16 protein-coding genes are annotated in these 18,217 nt (G+C 31.8%); all 16 read left to right on the forward strand.

The genetic code is table 11. The features are described from left to right. Positions 1-307: 307 nt before the first annotated feature. The 16 genes from ACTND6_RS08490 to ACTND6_RS08565 all read left to right on the forward strand — a co-directional run bounded on the left by ACTND6_RS08490 (position 308) and on the right by ACTND6_RS08565 (position 18,140). Positions 308-1,753: an oligosaccharide flippase family protein gene (locus ACTND6_RS08490; protein WP_441024017.1), complete on the forward strand. Its 1,446-nt coding sequence runs from the start codon at positions 308-310 to the stop codon at positions 1,751-1,753. Positions 1,754-1,759: 6 nt separating this feature from the next. After that, positions 1,760-2,926 (forward strand): glycosyltransferase, encoded by a 1,167-nt coding sequence (locus ACTND6_RS08495; protein ID WP_441024015.1) that lies wholly within the window; start codon positions 1,760-1,762, stop codon positions 2,924-2,926. Between the two features lie 62 nt (positions 2,927-2,988). Then, positions 2,989-4,197, forward strand: a complete 1,209-nt coding sequence (locus tag ACTND6_RS08500) for a glycosyltransferase family 4 protein (RefSeq protein ID WP_441024012.1) — start codon at positions 2,989-2,991, stop codon at positions 4,195-4,197. Then, on the forward strand, positions 4,194-5,405 hold the full coding sequence (locus ACTND6_RS08505; protein ID WP_441024009.1) for a polysaccharide biosynthesis C-terminal domain-containing protein: 1,212 nt from the start codon (positions 4,194-4,196) through the stop codon (positions 5,403-5,405). Before ACTND6_RS08500 ends, ACTND6_RS08505 begins: the two co-directional genes overlap by 4 nt. Continuing rightward, on the forward strand, positions 5,405-6,580 hold the full coding sequence (gene wecB, locus ACTND6_RS08510) for a non-hydrolyzing UDP-N-acetylglucosamine 2-epimerase (RefSeq protein WP_441024008.1): 1,176 nt from the start codon (positions 5,405-5,407) through the stop codon (positions 6,578-6,580). The genes ACTND6_RS08505 and wecB overlap by 1 nt, the downstream gene beginning before the upstream one ends. Next, a complete protein-coding gene (locus tag ACTND6_RS08515; protein ID WP_441045092.1) occupies positions 6,580-7,458 on the forward strand; it encodes a LicD family protein in 879 nt (292 codons plus the stop codon). Before wecB ends, ACTND6_RS08515 begins: the two co-directional genes overlap by 1 nt. Positions 7,459-7,495: 37 nt before the next feature. After that, positions 7,496-8,539: a polysaccharide biosynthesis protein gene (locus ACTND6_RS08520; protein WP_441021687.1), complete on the forward strand. Its 1,044-nt coding sequence runs from the start codon at positions 7,496-7,498 to the stop codon at positions 8,537-8,539. A gap of 60 nt (positions 8,540-8,599) precedes the next feature. Next, entirely contained in the window at positions 8,600-9,304 is a 705-nt protein-coding gene (locus ACTND6_RS08525) for a glycosyltransferase family 2 protein (RefSeq protein WP_441021689.1), read from the forward strand. Position 9,305: 1 nt separating this feature from the next. After that, positions 9,306-9,653 (forward strand): DUF2304 domain-containing protein, encoded by a 348-nt coding sequence (locus ACTND6_RS08530; protein ID WP_441021691.1) that lies wholly within the window; start codon positions 9,306-9,308, stop codon positions 9,651-9,653. Continuing rightward, positions 9,650-11,731: a DUF7657 domain-containing protein gene (locus ACTND6_RS08535; RefSeq protein ID WP_441021693.1), complete on the forward strand. Its 2,082-nt coding sequence runs from the start codon at positions 9,650-9,652 to the stop codon at positions 11,729-11,731. Before ACTND6_RS08530 ends, ACTND6_RS08535 begins: the two co-directional genes overlap by 4 nt. A gap of 20 nt (positions 11,732-11,751) precedes the next feature. Then, a complete protein-coding gene (locus tag ACTND6_RS08540) occupies positions 11,752-12,966 on the forward strand; it encodes a DegT/DnrJ/EryC1/StrS family aminotransferase (protein WP_441021695.1) in 1,215 nt (404 codons plus the stop codon). Positions 12,967-12,998: 32 nt separating this feature from the next. Next, entirely contained in the window at positions 12,999-13,646 is a 648-nt protein-coding gene (locus ACTND6_RS08545; protein WP_441021697.1) for a sugar transferase, read from the forward strand. Continuing rightward, a complete protein-coding gene (locus tag ACTND6_RS08550) occupies positions 13,643-14,773 on the forward strand; it encodes a hypothetical protein (protein ID WP_441021699.1) in 1,131 nt (376 codons plus the stop codon). Before ACTND6_RS08545 ends, ACTND6_RS08550 begins: the two co-directional genes overlap by 4 nt. Before the next feature lie 3 nt (positions 14,774-14,776). Then, positions 14,777-15,697, forward strand: coding sequence for a glycosyltransferase family 2 protein (locus ACTND6_RS08555; protein WP_441021701.1), 921 nt, complete (start codon positions 14,777-14,779; stop codon positions 15,695-15,697). A 21-nt stretch (positions 15,698-15,718) separates the two neighbouring features. Next, a complete protein-coding gene (locus ACTND6_RS08560; RefSeq protein ID WP_441021703.1) occupies positions 15,719-16,672 on the forward strand; it encodes a glycosyltransferase family 2 protein in 954 nt (317 codons plus the stop codon). A gap of 79 nt (positions 16,673-16,751) precedes the next feature. Continuing rightward, a complete protein-coding gene (locus ACTND6_RS08565; protein ID WP_441045094.1) occupies positions 16,752-18,140 on the forward strand; it encodes an NTP transferase domain-containing protein in 1,389 nt (462 codons plus the stop codon). The last annotated feature ends 77 nt before the right edge of the window (positions 18,141-18,217 follow it).

Genomic DNA, 18,217 nt, shown 5'->3' on the forward strand with positions numbered 1-18,217 from the left:
TCCTTTCAAAAATAAATGCGATGTGTTTGATACCACAACACTTAAACCACAAAACCTGGTGCAAAATACGAATTCAAAGACTCATCTAACTAATCATTGTTCTGGAATAAGTCGTGGTAAGACCCTTATCAAAGTAGTCAAAGCTACAGGGAGAACTACAAATCCACATTCACATATTTCAATATTCTACAAGATACATCGAACCGTTATCAATCACGGTTAAACAGGATTGATAGAAAGAGTGAGTATATTGTGAATGACTTGTTTTATGAGTCTTCAACAATATACCAGGAGAAAGAATAAAGAAATGCAAAAAAAAAGTTTGGGTTTTAATGTTGTATTTCAAACGATATATCAAATATTTTTAACATTGACTCCATTGATTACAACTCCGTTTGTGTCACGTATGTTGGGTGTTGAAGGAGTTGGAACATATTCATATACATTGTCAATGTGTAAGTATTTTATGTTATTTGCATTACTCGGTGTAGAAGATTATGGATGTAGAAGCATTGCTTCTGCAAATGGAAATAAGAAAAAAATATCTGAAAATTTTATTAATATTTTTTTCTTTCAAATTATTAGTTCTATATTAGCAATCACTCTATACTTCTTGTATTGTTATTTTTTTGTTACGCAAGATTTATCAGTTGCTTTGCTTCAAGGAATGATGGTGATATCCTGTTTATTTGATATAAGCTGGTTTTTCTATGGCATAGAGAAAATTAAAGTAACCATTACAAGAGGAATTTTAATTAAAGTAATAACAATGGTTTTAACTTTTACTTTGGTAAATAAAGAAAGTGGTGTAATTGCATATACAATAGCGATGGCAGGAGGAACCTTAGTAAGCCAAATTGCATTGTGGTTTAGTTTAAAAAAAGAAATTGATTTTGTGAAACCAGATTTTGATGAAATAATAAAACATGCAAAAGCAAATATAATTTTGTTTTTTCCTGTAATTGCACAAACGGTTTTTCAGGTTATGGATAAATCTATGCTTGGATGGTTTAGTACAAAAGCACAATCTGGCTACTATTATAACGCAGATATGTTGGTGTATGTTCCTGAAGGTATCATCGGAGGTATTGGAACTGTCTTTTTAGCAAGGTTGTCTTCACTTTATGCGATTGGAGATAAAAAAGAAATAAATAAAGTATTACTAGAAAGTTTCGAATTGTATACTTGTATTGCTTGCCCATTGGCTTTTGGTGTTGCTGGTATTGCAAAAGAGTTTGTGCCTTTATTTTTTGGACAATCATTTTCGCCCTGTATTCAATTAACTTATTTACTTTGTCCCGCTATTATATTAAAAACCTATTCAACATTGTTGAAAAATGAAGTGTATGTTCCATCTCATAGAGAAAATTATTTTACATTTTCTGTTGTAATTGCGGCAATAGTTAATTTAATAATGAATTATTTGCTTATACCTAAATTTGGGGCAACAGGGGCAGTTATAGGGACGATCAGTGCAGAATTTTCGGAGTTAGTAGTATTGATTGTAGGATTCTTTAAAATTGATAATGAAATTTCAAAAAAATCATTATTGATTAATTTAGCTTATTATTTTTTCGCGTTTATAATGTTTTTGTGTGTAAGAGCAGTAACTTTAATAACTTGTCCAGTAGTATTGAAAGTGATAATTCAAGTTTTTACAGGTGTAATAACTTACTCAATATTTTGTTTACTTCTTTGGAAAAATAACAAAAGTCATATAGGAAAACTTGTAACGAGTATTTTGAAAAGGTAATTATTTATGAAAATATTAATGATTAATAGTGTATGTGGAATTCGAAGTACGGGTAGAATTTGTACTGATATTGCAGATGCATTGGAAAAGCAGGGAAATGAAGTTAAAATTGCATACGGTCGATTTGATGTTCCAGAAATATATAAAAAATATGCTGTAAAAATTGGTAACCAGTTAGGTGTTTATTTTCATATTGGCGAATCTTTACTTATGGATAATTCTGGGATGTTAAGTAAAAAAGTGACAGAACAATTTATTAGTTGGGTAAAAGAATATAACCCAGATGTTATTCATCTCCATAACATTCATGGTTATTACATACATGTTCCAACTTTATTTAATTACTTGAAAGAATGTAATAAAAAGATATTGTGGACACTGCATGATTGTTGGACGTTCACTGGACATTGTGCGTATTTTGATTTTGTAGATTGTAAAAAATGGAAGACTGGTTGCTTTCATTGTGAATTAAAGCATGAATATCCTCCAAGTGTGTTATTGGATAGATCAAAAGAAAATTATCTTGTGAAAAAGAACATGTTTACAGGCATTTCAAATATGACTTTGATTACTCCGTCAAAATGGCTGGCAGATCTAGTCAAAGAATCATATTTAAAAGAGTATGATGTCAAAGTAATACATAACCAAATTAACTATGGCGTATTCTATCCTGTTGCAAGTAACTTGAAAGAAAAACATCATATTTTGAATAAAAAAGTAGTATTAGGTGTTGCTAGTATTTGGGAAAAAAGAAAAGGATTGGATGATTTTATTCAATTATCCAAAAAATTGAATGAGGATTATGTGATTGTGTTGATTGGATTGAATAAAAAACAATTGAAATCCATTCCAAAGAATGTGATAGGCATTGAACATACATCTAATGTTCAAGAATTAGCACAATGGTACAGTTGCGCAGATGTGTTTTTGAATTTGACCTATGAAGATAATTATCCAACAACAAATTTAGAAGCAATTGCATGTGGGACGCCGGTGATTACGTATAACACTGGTGGCAGCCCTGAATCAGCAAAGTATTATGGAATGACGGTTGGAAAAGGAAATCTTGAAGAAGTTGCAGATATTGTGAATAAAGAACAATATAAAAACTGCAGAAAAGAAGAAATACCAGATGATTTTATTTCATCATATTTACAACTATACTCGTTATAGTTGTTTTTTGTGTAAGTAAGCAATGAAATAACGTTTGTGGTATTATAGAAAAGGTGAAATTTATGAAAATATTAGTAGTTGGACAACATTTCTATCCTGAACAATTTCGTATTAACGATATCTGTTTTTCTCTTGCAAAAAGAGGTCATGAAGTCACAATGTTAACGGGACTTCCAAATTATCCTGAAGGAAAGATTTATCCAGGTTATCAACATGGAGAAAATAGAGACGAATGGATCAATGGAGTTCACGTTATTCGTTGTTCTTTAGTTGGAAGAGGGAAGAATATTCTTCAGTTTGGATTAAATTATCTTTGGTTTGCGTTAAGTGGTAAACATAAGGCAAAACAATTAGATGGTGAATATGATATTGTCTTTTCTTATGAGACATCACCTGTATCAATGGTTGCTCCTGCAATTGTTGCGAAAAATAAATTTCATATTCCTTTGATTATTGATTGTCTAGATCAATGGCCAATCAGTGTTACTGCTGGACCTTTTAGTGATAAGAGCTTATTTTATAAAATTTTGTATAACTATAGCGTGAAAATATATAGTCAGGCAGATTTAATTACAATCACATCTAAGTCATTTGAAAGCTATTTTAATAATGTATTGCATTTATCAAGCGAAAAATATGGGTTAAAGTATTGGCCTCAATATGCCGAAGATGTTTATGGTAAAGTTGGAAAAGAAGTCAATGGAATCTATGATGTGTTATATGCTGGAAATATTGGCCCAGCCGCTGATGTTGAAACAATTGTAAAAGCAGCTGTTCTATTAAAAGATAATAAAAAAATTCATTTCCATATTGTTGGAGATGGAATGAATCGCGAAGCCTGTGAAAAAATTGCTTCAGAAAAAGGATTAGAGAATATTACATTTTATGGTTCGTATCCTGTTGAAAAGATGAAGGAGTTTTATACGAAAGCAGATGCTTTATTAATTACGATGAAAGATAACCAAGTTGTGAATTATACGTTGCCAGCAAAGATGCAATCTTATATGTTAGCAGGAAAACCAATTATTGGAGCTATTAACGGTGAAACACAACGAGTTATTAAAGAAGCAGATTGTGGATACTGTGCAAATTCTTCAGATGAAAAGAAAATGGCAGAATATATCTTAGAAGCTTCAAAAGACGAGAGTGATATAAAAGGATTAGGTAATAATGGTAAAATATATTACCAAGAACATTTTGATAAAGAAAAACTCTTAGATGAATTAGAACAAATGATGAAAGATCTCATAGAAAGGAATCAAAAATTATGAACATTTTAGTGACAGGTTCTAAAGGAATGGTTGGTACTGCTTTGGTTAATAATCTTAAAAACATTAGAGATGGGAAAAATAAAACAAGACCAGCGATTATAATTGATGAAATCTATGAATATGATATGGACAGTACATATGATCAGCTGGAAGAATATTGTTCAAAATGTGATTTTGTGTTTAATCTTGCCGGAGTGAATCGACCAAAGAATCCAGAAGAATTCATGCAAGGAAACTTTGGCTTTGCTTCTACATTGCTGGATACATTGAAGAAATATAACAATAAAGCGACAATTATGCTTTCTTCTTCGATTCAGGCAACCTTGTCAGGAAGATTTGGAGACAGTGAATATGGAAGAAGCAAAAAGGCTGGAGAAGAGTTGTTCTTTGAATATTCTAAAGAAACAGGTGCTAAAGTAGCTGTTTATAGATTCCCTAATCTGATGGGACATTCAAGACCTAGATATAACAGTGCGGTCAGTACATTCTGCTACTGCGTTGCAAATGATGAAGAATTTACAGTAAATGACAGAAGTACAGAACTTGAACTTTTATATATTGATGATCTTGTAGAAGGAATGTTTGATCTGTTAGAGGGTAAAGAAAAGCATTGTGAATTTGATGGTGTAGAAACAGTGTTGAAAGAGGATGGAAGATATTGTTGTGTTCCAGTAACACATAAAGTTACATTGGGAGAAATTGTTGATCTTCTAGAGCAGTTTAAGCAGGAACCAGTTACATTGATGATGCCTAAGATGCCGGAAGGGTCATTTGCTAAGAAGCTATACAGTTTATATCTTACATATTTACCTACAGATAAGTTTAAATATGCAATGAAGATGAATGTTGATGATAGAGGCTCATTTACAGAACTTCTGCATACAGAGGATTGTGGACAGGTATCTATCAATATCAGTAAACCTGGAATTACAAAAGGTCAGCACTGGCACAACAGCAAATGGGAACTGTTTATTGTTGTACAAGGACATGGATTAATTCAGGAAAGAAACATTAATACTGGAGAAGAAGTTGAATTTGAAGTTTCAGGTGACAAAATAGAAGCAGTTCATATGATCCCTGGATGGACACATAACATTATTAATTTGTCAGAAACAGAGAATCTTGTAACTGTAATGACATGTAATGAAATTTTCAATCCAGAACATCCAGATACATTCTTTGAACCAGTGAAAAAGGAGAACGCATAATGTCTGATTATACTAATATTAAATGGCAAGAAAATGGAAAGCTGAAATTATTGATTATCGTAGGAACACGACCAGAAATTATTCGATTATCTGCAGTAATCAATAAGTGCAGACAGTACTTTGATGTCACTCTTGCGCATACTGGGCAGAACTATGACTATAACTTAAATGGTATTTTCTTTAAAGATCTGAAACTGAAAGATCCTGAAGTATATCTCAATGCAGTAGGTAATGATCTTGGAGAAACAATGGGAAATATCATTGCGGAAAGCTACAAGCTGATGGTTGATATTAAACCTGAAGGTGTACTTGTACTGGGCGATACAAACAGTTGCTTGTCAGTGATTGGTGCTAAGCGACTGCATATTCCAATTTTCCATATGGAAGCTGGAAACAGATGTAAGGATGAATGTCTTCCAGAAGAAACAAACAGAAGAATCGTAGATATTATTTCTGATGTGAATATGGCTTATTCTGAACATGCAAGAAGATATCTTGCGGATACAGGTTTGCCAAAGGAAAGAACGTACGTAACAGGTTCTCCAATGGCGGAAGTATTACATAATAACCTGGAAGAAATTGAAAACAGTGATATTCATTCTAAGCTGGGACTGGAAAAAGGAAAGTATATTCTTTTGAGTGCACATAGAGAAGAGAATATTGATACAGAAAAGAATTTCCTGTCATTATTCAATGCAATTAACAAAATGGCAGAGAAGTATGATATGCCTATTCTTTACAGTTGTCATCCAAGAAGCAGAAAGAGACTGGAAACATCTGGATTCAAACTTGATCCAAGAGTTATCCAGCATGAACCATTAGGTTTCCATGATTATAACTGTCTGCAGATGAATGCGTTCTGTGTGGTATCTGACAGTGGAACACTTCCGGAAGAAAGCAGTTTCTTCACAAGTGTAGGTCATCCATTCCCTGCAGTATGTATTCGAACAAGTACAGAAAGACCAGAAGCATTAGATAAAGCAGACTTTATCTTGTCAGGAATTGATGAAAAAGGATTGCTTCAATCTGTAGATACAGCAGTTGAAATGAATAGAAATGGTGATATTGGATTGCCAGTGCCAAACTATGTTGATGAAAATGTATCAACAAAAGTTGTTAAAATCATCCAGTCTTATGTTGGCGTAGTCAACAAGATGGTGTGGAGGAAATACTAGTGAATATTGATAACCAGGAATGGCGAGAATTGTCTGTTGAAGAACATAAACAAAGGGCTTTAAATATTTTATTGGAGATTGATGCTTTTTGTAGAAAAGAAAACTTAAGATATTTTTTGGCATATGGAACATTAATTGGAGCGGTAAGACATAAAGGCTTTATCCCTTGGGATGATGATATAGATATTCAAATGCCAAGACCAGATTATGAAGTGTTTGCAAAAAAATTTAATAATGTTAAACATGAAAACAATTATATGGCATTTTATCCAACTGACAAAAGAGCAAAACATACATATATGAAAGTTTGTGATATGGATACTCGAAAAATAGAATCAGGTATTAAATATTACAATAACGATTATTTAGGAGTTGACATAGATATTTTTCCGTTAGATGGATTGCCTGAAGACGATAAGAAATATAAAAGACATTTTCGAAAAATAAAATTATTATCATATAGATTCTTTGGTGTTAATTCTATTTTATATCTAGGTGATTTGAAATTAAATTTATCTGGCTTTTTGAAATTGGTATATCGATTTTGTGTTATACAGAGAGGTAAATTATTGAATTTAGTAAATGGTTCAGCAAATCGAGATGAAATTTTAAAAACATTAACAGAAGTAGAAACAGAAATACCATATGATGAGGCAAAAATCGTTGGTACAAGCTGTTCAATATATGATTTTTTTGATGATAGGTATCCAAAAGAATGTTTCGAGACATCTCTTGAAGCTCAATTTGAAGGACATAATGTTAAAATTCCAGGAGGATATGATACAATTCTTACAAAACAATATGGTGAATATATGACCCCCCCTCCAGAAAATCAACAAATAACACATCATAGTAATAATGTGTATGTTAAGAAATAGGTTTATAATATATAAGACGATTTAAGAGGTTATAAAAATGAGTGAATTTAGTGGAAAAACATTAATGATAACAGGTGGTACAGGTTCATTTGGTAATACTGTACTCAAGCATTTCTTGGAAACAGATATTGGTGAAATTCGTATTTTTTCAAGAGATGAAAAGAAACAGGATGATATGCGTCATGAGTTACAGGCAAAACATCCAGAAACAGCAAATAAAGTGAAATTCTATATTGGTGATGTAAGAAATCCACAGAGTATCATGGATGCAATGCATGGAGTTGACTATGTATTTCATGCTGCAGCTTTAAAGCAGGTTCCATCCTGTGAATTCTTCCCAATGGAAGCTGTCAGAACAAATGTCATTGGTACAGATAACATGCTTCATGCGGCAATTGAATGTGGTGTTAAAAGAGTTGTATGTCTGTCTACTGATAAGGCTGCATATCCAATCAATGCAATGGGTATTTCAAAGGCAATGATGGAACACGTAATTTATGCAAATGCTAGAGTTGCTGCTGAAAGAGGTGGAACAGTTATTTGCTGTACTAGATATGGTAATGTCATGTGTTCTAGAGGCTCTGTAATTCCTCTATTCATCGATCAGATCAAAGCAGGAAAGCCTATTACAATTACAGATCCAAATATGACAAGATTCTTGATGAATCTGGATGAAGCTGTAGATCTTGTCAAGTTTGCATTTGAACATGCTAATCCAGGTGACTTGTTTATTCAAAAGGCAGATGCTTCAACAATTGGTGATTTAGCAAAGGCTGTTCAACAATTGTTTGGTGATACAGGAACAAACATTATCGGAACACGTCATGGTGAAAAACTGTATGAAACACTGATGACAAGAGAAGAAAGACTCAGAAGTGAAGATATGGGCAACTACTATAGAGTTGCTGCAGACAGCAGAGATCTGAACTATGATAAATTTGTTGTAAATGGTGAAGTACACACAATGGCAGACGAAGCATATACATCTCATAACACAAAGAGATTAGATGTAGAAGGAACAGTGAAGAAGATTCTTACTACAGACTATGTACAGGAAGAATTAAAGAAATTAGGAAAGTAAATTGTTCTGGGTCGTAATGGTTTTGCCATTACGACTTTTTGAAAGTATAATATTAACTATATGAAAAAACTTATTATTATTCCTGCGTTTAACGAAAGTGTAAATATCGCAAATACAGTAAAAGAAATAGAAAAGAAAGCACCAGAATTCGATTATGTCGTAATTAATGACTGTTCAAAAGATAATACTTTAGATGTCTTGAAAGAAAAGCATATTAACTATATTAATTTACCTGTAAATTTGGGTATTGGTGGTGCAGTACAGACAGGATACAAATATGCATTTGAAAATGGATATGATGTAGCTGTACAAGTTGATGGTGATGGACAACATAATCCAGCTTTTTTGGACAAATTGTGTGATGCATTAGTTAATGATAATGCAGATATGGTGATTGGTTCTAGATTTATTGAAAATGAAGGCTTTCAATCTACTTTTATGAGACGCGTTGGTATTATGTATTTTACAAAAATTATTCATTGGCTGACAAAAGCAACAATTACTGATCCAACTTCTGGATTTAGAATGGCAAATAGAAAAGTAATTGAAATGTTTGCTAAAGATTATCCTAGAGATTATCCGGAACCAGAATCTGTAGTGTGCTTATTAAAAAACAATTTTAAAGTTGTTGAAGTTCCTGTTCAAATGAAAGCTAGACAAGGTGGGGAATCATCTATTAAACTATGGGATTCTGTTTATTATATGATTAAAGTATCTTTAGCTATTTTTGTTGAATGTTCGAGAAAGCATAAGGAGAACAAATGATATGTCTACAAGATTACATATATTATTATTTGCTGCAGTGTTATTTACTTTATTTGAAGTAATTAAAAGAGTAAGAGAAAAAAAACTTCTACTTCAATATACGTTGACTTGGCTGACATTATTAGTTGTTTTGTTGCTAGTTGCATTGTTTCCGCAATTGCTTTCGTGGATTTCAGATTTAATTGGAATTGCTTTACCAATTAATATGGTTTTTTTCTTAGGTTTTTGCTTTTCATTGTTAATTATTTTTGAGTTGACACAAGCAGTATCAAAAATGTCTGTTCAAATTAAAGATCTAACGCAAAAAATTGCGTTGTTGGATAAAAAAAGAGAGGATGAAAGTAAGTGAAAAAGAAGAAAGAATATAATTGGTTGTTATTTGGAATTTTGACAATTATTGCAATTTTGACATCATTGTATGTATTTAAATGTCTTCCGGGTGGGAGAAAAATGTTTTTTAGGAGATGCGAAATAATTTTTCTTTTATACGCATTTTTTTGTTTACATTGTTTTTTTGAAGTAAATTCTATATATGAAACAATGCATAAGTATAGGTGGATAATATATTTTGCATTATTAGTTTTTTTTGTTGTGAATTGTTTGAATTTATCTTCATTAGGAATGTTTGATGTGTATATTCAAAATGGTAAAGGATCAGAATTTATTAGCCCTTTATTTGGAAAGAGTCGACCAATAAGATCTGATGAATGGATGGTTAATGTTCCTCGAGTTCTTTCTGGAAAGTATTTTAACTATAGTGGAATCAATGATATAGTTAATGCTACCAAATACAACAGTTTAGTAGCAACTGGTAGTATTATAAGAGATTATGCAATTCTTGCTGATCCTTCAAAATGGGGCTATTTACTTCTTGGAGCAGAATATGGTTTATCATTTTTTTGGGGTTATAAGTTGATTTTTGGTTTTGCCTTTTGGTATGAACTTTTCTTGATATTAACAAAAAATAAAAGACTGCTTTCAATATTTGGAACATCTTTGGTTTGGTTTTCAACTTTTAATATGTGGTGGTCAATTGTCAACCAATTAATAAGTGGTGCTGCGATTCTTGTTCTATTCTTTTATTTTTTAAAAAGCAAGAATAGTTATATTAGGCTATTAATTGGAATGGTATTGGCAATAGCAGGTGCAGATTATTGTATGAACTTATATCCTGCCTGGCAAGTTCCTATGGGATATATAATTTTATCAATTATGGTCTGGATGATTATTAATGAAAAGCCTTGGAAAACATTTTCTAAAAAAGATTGGTTATTTTTTGTGATAGATGTTTTATTTATGATAAGTATTATATTGAGGTATCTACAAGTTGATGCACCATATATGGAAGCAATACAAAAAACCGTTTATCCGGGAAGCAGAGTATCATATGGTGGAAATTCTATAAAGAAATTATTAGGGTACTTTTATGTTCTATTCGCAAGCTTATGGGACATTGGAAATCCGTGTGAAATTGGATGTTTTCCGGTTGGCTTTCCATTAGCATATATTTTAATGGCAGATGTGCTTTTTAAAGAAAAGAAAAAGAATAATTTACTGTTCTTTTTGTTCGTTCCTCTAGTTATCTTGACATGTTATTGTACATTTGAACTGCCTAAAATAATTGCTAAAGTATTGTTGTTAACATATTCAATACCTGCTAGAGCTGTAGATTATTTAGGTTTACTTTTAGTAATTATTTTGATTGTTTGCTTAAGTGAAGTGTATGAGAATAAAGTGGAGATTAATTTATTGGAATCGACAATAATAGTTCTGATTAGTGCTTATCCAGCCATAGCATATTCAGTTTCTTATACATCACAAAAAAGGGGGATAGTAGCAATTGTATTTGTTGGCATACTTGCAATTATTTCGTTGATAAGCATTTTATCAAAAGTCGATAAAAAGTATTTTAACTTTAAAATAAGTACAGTTTTTGTATCTGTATGCTTGACTTTAAATGCAATGCTTGTAAATCCGATTATGGTAGGAGTAGATGCAATATTAAGTAAACCTGCTGCCAAAAAAGTGCAAGAAATTGCAAAAAAAGATCATAACGGAAAATGGATTGCATTAGATTCTCTTGCAAGTTCTAATTTTTTAATCGCATGTGGTGCGCCAACAATTAACTCAACAAATTTCATTCCGAATTTTGGCTTGTGGAAAAAATTAGATCCAGATAATAAATATGAAGAAGTATGGAATAGATATGCACATATGGCTGTTAGTTTAAGTCAGACAGATGAATCTGAGTTTTTAGTGAGAGCAGGTGATTTTATTGCATGTGTTTTATCTGAAGAAGATTTAAAGAAAACAGGAGTAAAATATCTATTCTCACAATCAGAAATTATGGGTAGTTGGAAGGATATGGTTACTGAAATTTATCATGAAGATAATGTATATATTTATCAAATAAACTATAATAATTAAAATTAAAGAAGGTGATAAACATGAGTAAACCTATTCCATTTTCTCCTCCTGATATTACAGAAGAAGAAATCAAAGAAGTGAGTGATGCATTAAGAAGCGGATGGATCACAACAGGACCACGAACAAAGCAATTCGAAAAGAATTTATGTGAATATTTAAAAGTTGATAACTGTGTATGCTTAAATAGTGCAACAGCAGCGGAAGAATTGAATTTTAGAATTCTTGGTATTGGTGAGGGAGATGAAGTTATCGTTCCTGCGTATACATATACTGCGAGTGCTTCTGCGGCAATTCATTGTGGCGCAACAGTAAAGTTTGTGGATTCACAAATTGACAGTGTTGAAATGGATTATCGTGCATTAGAAAATGCAATTACAGAAAAAACAAAAGCAATTGTACCGGTGGATTTGGGTGGCGTGCCTTGCGACTATGATACGATCTACAAAATTGTAGAAAAAAAGAAATCTTTATTTCATCCAACAAATGATATTCAAAAAGCAATTGGAAGAGTGATTGTAGTGGCGGATGGTGCGCATGCTTTGGGTGCAAGCAGAAATGGCGTAACTGTAGGCAATCTTGCAGACTTTACTTCCTTTTCTTTCCATGCGGTTAAGAATCTGACAACTGCAGAAGGCGGATGTGCTACATGGAAACATATTGATGGTATTGATGATGGAGAACTCTATCATTTATATCAGTTGTATTCTTTACATGGACAAAGCAAAGATGCGTTAGCGAAAACAAAAGCTGGTGCGTGGGAATATGATATTGTCGGACCTTGGTATAAATGTAATATGACAGATATCATGGCTGCGATTGGATTAGTACAATTAAAAAGATATCCTTCTTTGATTCAAAGAAGATATGAAATTGTGAAGAAGTATGATGAGGCAATGGATGCAATGCACATTAAACATATTCAACATGTCAGTGATGCATATCATTCCAGTGCACATTTATATATGATTCGCATTCCTGATATCTCTGTGGAACAAAGAAATGAAATTATTACAAGGATGGCAGAAAATGGCGTGGCTACAAATGTCCACTATAAACCATTACCAATGATGAGTGGGTATAAAGCATATGGATGGGATATTAAAGATTTCCCAAATGCATATCACTTATATCACAATGAAATTACATTACCATTACATACATTATTGAGTAATGAAGATGTTGAAATTGTGATTCAGACATTAAGAAGTACATTAGAAGAAATGAAATTATTATGATATTGAGAAGCTGGGACAAATTACCTGAATATATGAGAAATGATAAGGTAAAACCTTATTATGAATTATTAAAGAAAAGAACATGTTCTTTAATAATGAAGAGAATATTTGATATTGTGATGTCCTTGCTTCTTTTAATGATTCTTTCTCCTGTATTTTTAGTCGTTTCTATCTGGATCAAGCTGGATTCAAAAGGACCTGTCTTTTTTAGACAGGTACGTGTGACTACGTATGGAAAACAGTTTCGTATTTTTAAATTTAGAACGATGTGTGAGAATGCGGAAAAGAAGGGATCATTAGTGACCGTTGGAAATGATTCTAGAATCACAAAAGTTGGAGAAAAAATCAGACATTGTCGTTTAGATGAAATTCCTCAATTGTTAAATGTTTTAGCTGGTGATATGACATTTGTTGGTACTAGACCAGAAGTGGTGAAGTATGTAAATGCATATAGTGATGAAATGTATGCAACACTTCTATTACCGGCAGGAATTACTTCTGTTGCATCCATTCAGTACAAGGATGAAGATGAAATCTTATCAAAAGCAAAAGATCCTGATGATGCGTATATTCATGAAGTACTTCCGGACAAGATGAAATATAATCTTGCATCCATTGAGAATTTCAGTTTCTTAAATGAAATTAAAACAATGGTAAATACATTGAAAGCAGTGATATGAAAAAAGCATTGATATTTGACACATACGATGACTATAACATTCGTATTCAATACATAAAGTCTGCATTAGAAAGAAATGGGTATGAAACCATGATTTATTTTGCGGATTTTGATCATGTCAAAAAACAATACTATACAAAGAAAAGAGAAGATGTACATTACATTCATGTCAGTGAATATCAAAAGAATCTTTCTTATGCAAGAATTGCTTCTCATATGAAATTTGCGAAGGCATGCGTGGAAGTAGCTGAAAAACATGCAGATGCATCGTTGATCTATGTCATGGTTCCACCAAATAGTATGGTGAAGCAATTTGCTTTGTATAAAAGAAAGCATGAAAATGTTAAAATCTGGTTTGATGTGTTAGATATGTGGCCGGAAAGCTTGCCCGTATCTGATAAAATCAAAAAGCTTGGAGCTTGTATTTTCAATCAGTGGGCTAAACTTAGAAATCGATATTTAAATGATTGTGATCTTGTTTCTTTTGAATGTAATCTATTTAGAGACACATTAAAACAATTTGTTGATGCAAAGAAACAGACAACAATTTATTTATCACAGGATAATCATATGATTGATTCATATGATAGATTCAATGAGCAGATCAATTTCTTATATTGTGGTTCTATTAATCACATTATTGATATTGATAAAATAGTATCAATTTTAAAAGATATAATGCGCTTGAAAAAGGCTCACTTGGATATTATTGGTGATGGAGAAAATAAAGATGCATTTCTTCAACAGTTAGATATTCATCACATCCCATATACATATCATGGTCTGGTTTATGATGAAGAAAAGAAAAGAAACATTTATAGACACTGTCATTTTGGATTCAATATCATGAAAGATAGTGTTTATGTTGGTTTAACAATGAAATCATTAGATTATCTGTCTTATGGATTGCCTATGATTAATAATATCAAAGGAGATTCTTTATCGCTTGTTGAAAGTGAAAAAATTGGATTGAATGTAAATGATGCATTGATTCAAAATATTACTTCTTTATCTGAAGAAGAATATTTTATGATGAAAGAAAATGTAAAAAAGACATTTCTTGCATATTTTGATAGACATTGCATTGATCAACAATTAGATCAGAACATAAAAGAACTGGAGGACTAAGATATGAATATATCTGTAGCGATGGCTGTATATAATGGGGGAAAATATTTAAGGGAACAACTGGATTCTATTTTGAAACAGTTAGATGAAATGGATGAGTTGATTATTTCTTACAATGATTCTACTGATGATACACTAAAAATTCTTGAAGAGTATGTGTGTAAGTATGAAATCATCAAAGTTTATCATTGGGAAGAAAAAGGTGTTATCTCAAACTTTGAAAATGCTATTACACATTGTACAAATGCTTATATTTTCTTGTCTGATCAAGATGATGTCTGGGCTGATGATAAAGTGAAAAAGGTGATGGATGCTTTCAATTCAGATAAAACAATTCTGACTGTAATGCATAATTGTGAATATGTGGATGATAACCTGAATCCTTTAGGAAAAGACTTGTTTTCTGATCGAAATGTAAAACTTGGATTCTTAAAGAATCTGTTTATCAATGGATATCAAGGCAGCTGTATGGCATTTAAGAAGGATCTGGTTCCATTTATTACACCAATGCCTAAGACAGTGGCAATGCATGATCAATGGATTGGTATTTTAGCTGAAAGAGCAGGTCATATTAAGTTTTTGACAGAACCATTAATGAAATATAGAAAACATACAGGTTCTCATTCAACAGAACATGTTCCATTTGGCAAGAAAATGAAATGGATTGGTAAAATGGCATTCCATGTTGGAGAAACATTAAATGAGAAAAAAATGTTGAAGTGGTATCTGCAGAGCATCTATGCACCTGAAAAGAAAGCGGATTTTGACTTTGATGATTATGGATATTCAGAACACGAACTGGAAGAAAGAACAAAGGAAAAACCATCAAATACTAACAATACATCAGAACTTGAAAATAATAATGGTGAAACGATGATGTATATGGTTAATAAACTGAATCAAAATAAATATGAAGAGAAATAAAAAAACCAGGAGGAGTTTTGTATGAAAATATTGAGCGTTATCGTTCCATGTTTTAATGAAGAGCAGGCTCTTCCTTTTTTCTATGAGGAGATAAAGAAAATATCTGTAAAGATGAAAGATGTTTCTTTTGAATATCTTTTCATTGATGATGGATCCAACGACAATACATTATCTGTAATAAAAAAATATTCTGAAATGGATGGAAGAATTAAATATATATCTTTTTCAAGAAATTTTGGTAAAGAAGCAGCAATTTATGCTGGCTTAAAGCGTTGTAAAGGTGACTTTATTGTCATTATGGATGCGGATTTACAGGATCCGCCTTCTCTTTTACCAGAAATGTATGAAGCAATCGTACATGAAGGTTATGACAGTGCAGCGACGCGTAGAATGAATCGAAAAGGTGAACCGTTGATTCGTTCTTTCTTTGCAAAATTGTTTTATAAAATCATGAATCATATTTCAGATTCTAAGATTGTAGATGGTGCTAGAGATTATCGCATGATGACGCGTCAGATGGTTGATGCCATTCTTTCTATGTGCGAATATAATCGTTTCTCAAAAGGTATTTTTGGATGGATTGGATTTCGTACAAAATGGATTGCCTATGAGAATGTGGAAAGAGTTGCGGGAAATACAAAATGGTCATTCTGGGAGTTGTTTAAGTATTCTATTGAAGGAATGACAGCGTTTAGTGTTAAGCCTTTACAGATTGCTTCTATTTTTGGCGTATTGTTTTCATTGATTGCACTATTGATGATTGTCTTCATTGTAGTTCGTACATTGATTTTTGGTGATCCTACGAGTGGGTGGCCTTCATTAGTGTGTATTATTATGCTCATTGGTGGAATTCAGTTATTGTGTATTGGAATATTGGGACAATATCTTTCTAAAACGTACTTAGAAACAAAGAAAAGACCAATCTATATTGAAAGAGAAAGTAATGTGAAAAATAACGGTAAAGAAAATTGTTAGCAGGAAAAAAAGTATATAAATATTGAAAAAATAATGGTAAAGAGATATGATGTTCATGAAAATACAAAAAGAGGTTTTTATGAACATCCAAGATTGTACAATTCTAAAAAATTTACTTGATAAAAGTAATCAGACACAAAGAAGTATTGCTTTATCTACGAATTATTCATTAGGAACAGTAAATCGTTCAGTGAATCACTTGATAGATCAAGGCTATATCAATGATAATTTGCAATTATCTGAAAAAGCATACAATGAACTCAAAGAAAACCAACCGCAGAGAGCTGTGATACTCGCTGCGGGTTTTGGTATGCGCATGGTACCGATTAATACAGAAGTTCCAAAAGGCTTATTACAGGTTGGCAATGAAACTTTAATTGAGAGATTGATAAAACAGTTACATGAAGCTGGTATTGTTGAAATTGATGTTGTTGTTGGTTTCTTGAAAGAACAATTTGAATTTTTGATTGATCAATATCATGTGAATTTAATTTATAATTCGGATTATTCTATAAAAAATAATTTATATTCCTTAAATTTAGTGAAAGATCATTTAGAGAATTGTTATATTATTCCGTGTGATATCTGGTGTGATATCAATCCATTTTCTAAAAATGAATTTGTATCATGGTATATGGTAAATGATCAGAAAGATAGAAATAGTCCTGTTCGTGTGAACCGAAAAGAAGAACTGGTAGATGTAGGAAATGATGAAGCTGGCAATCATATGATTGGAATTGCCTATGTGAATCATAAGGATGCACCAGAATTGAGAAATAATATTGCTAAGCTTTGTGAAAATGCTAAAAATGATAATTTATTCTGGGAAGATGCATTATATGAAGATGGAAAATATATCCTGTATTCTCGTGTTGTTCATGAAAGTGATGTCATAGAAATCAATACGTATGAACAATTGAGAGAATTAGATCATCATTCTAATCATTTGAAGTCAGATGCAATGAATATTATTTGCGATTCTTTGCATGTTTCAAATCAAGAGATTACAGATATTAAAGTTTTGAAAAAAGGAATGACAAATCGTTCATTTTTATTTACATGTAATGAACAAAAATACATTATGCGTATTCCTGGAGAAGGAACAGATCAATTAATTGATCGTAAACAGGAGGCAGAAGTATATCAAGTTATTCATGATAAAGATATTTGCGATGATATTGTTTATATCAATCCTGAAAATGGATATAAGATTACAAAATATCTGGAAAATGCAAGAGTATGTGATCCACTGAATGAAGAAGATACCTATAAATGTATGCGTAGATTGAAAGCATTTCATTCTATGAATTTACAGGTACACCATGATTTTGATATTTATAAGCAGATTGCATTTTATGAATCACTTTGGAATGGGACACCATCTGTTTATCGAGATTATCAGATGACGAAAACAAATGTTATGAAATTAAGAAATCGGCTAATCTACAATCGTGTGGTTGCAGATTAGCTATTTTTGTGAATGAACAAAATAATAAGATATAATAAATGAGCCAAAGAAAGTTAATGTCTAAGCAGTTATTCAGA

Origin of the sequence: Bulleidia sp. HCP3S3_C9, from assembly GCF_052064035.1 — a bacterium.
In the GTDB taxonomy this organism is placed as follows: domain Bacteria; phylum Bacillota_I; class Bacilli_A; order Erysipelotrichales; family Erysipelotrichaceae; genus Bulleidia.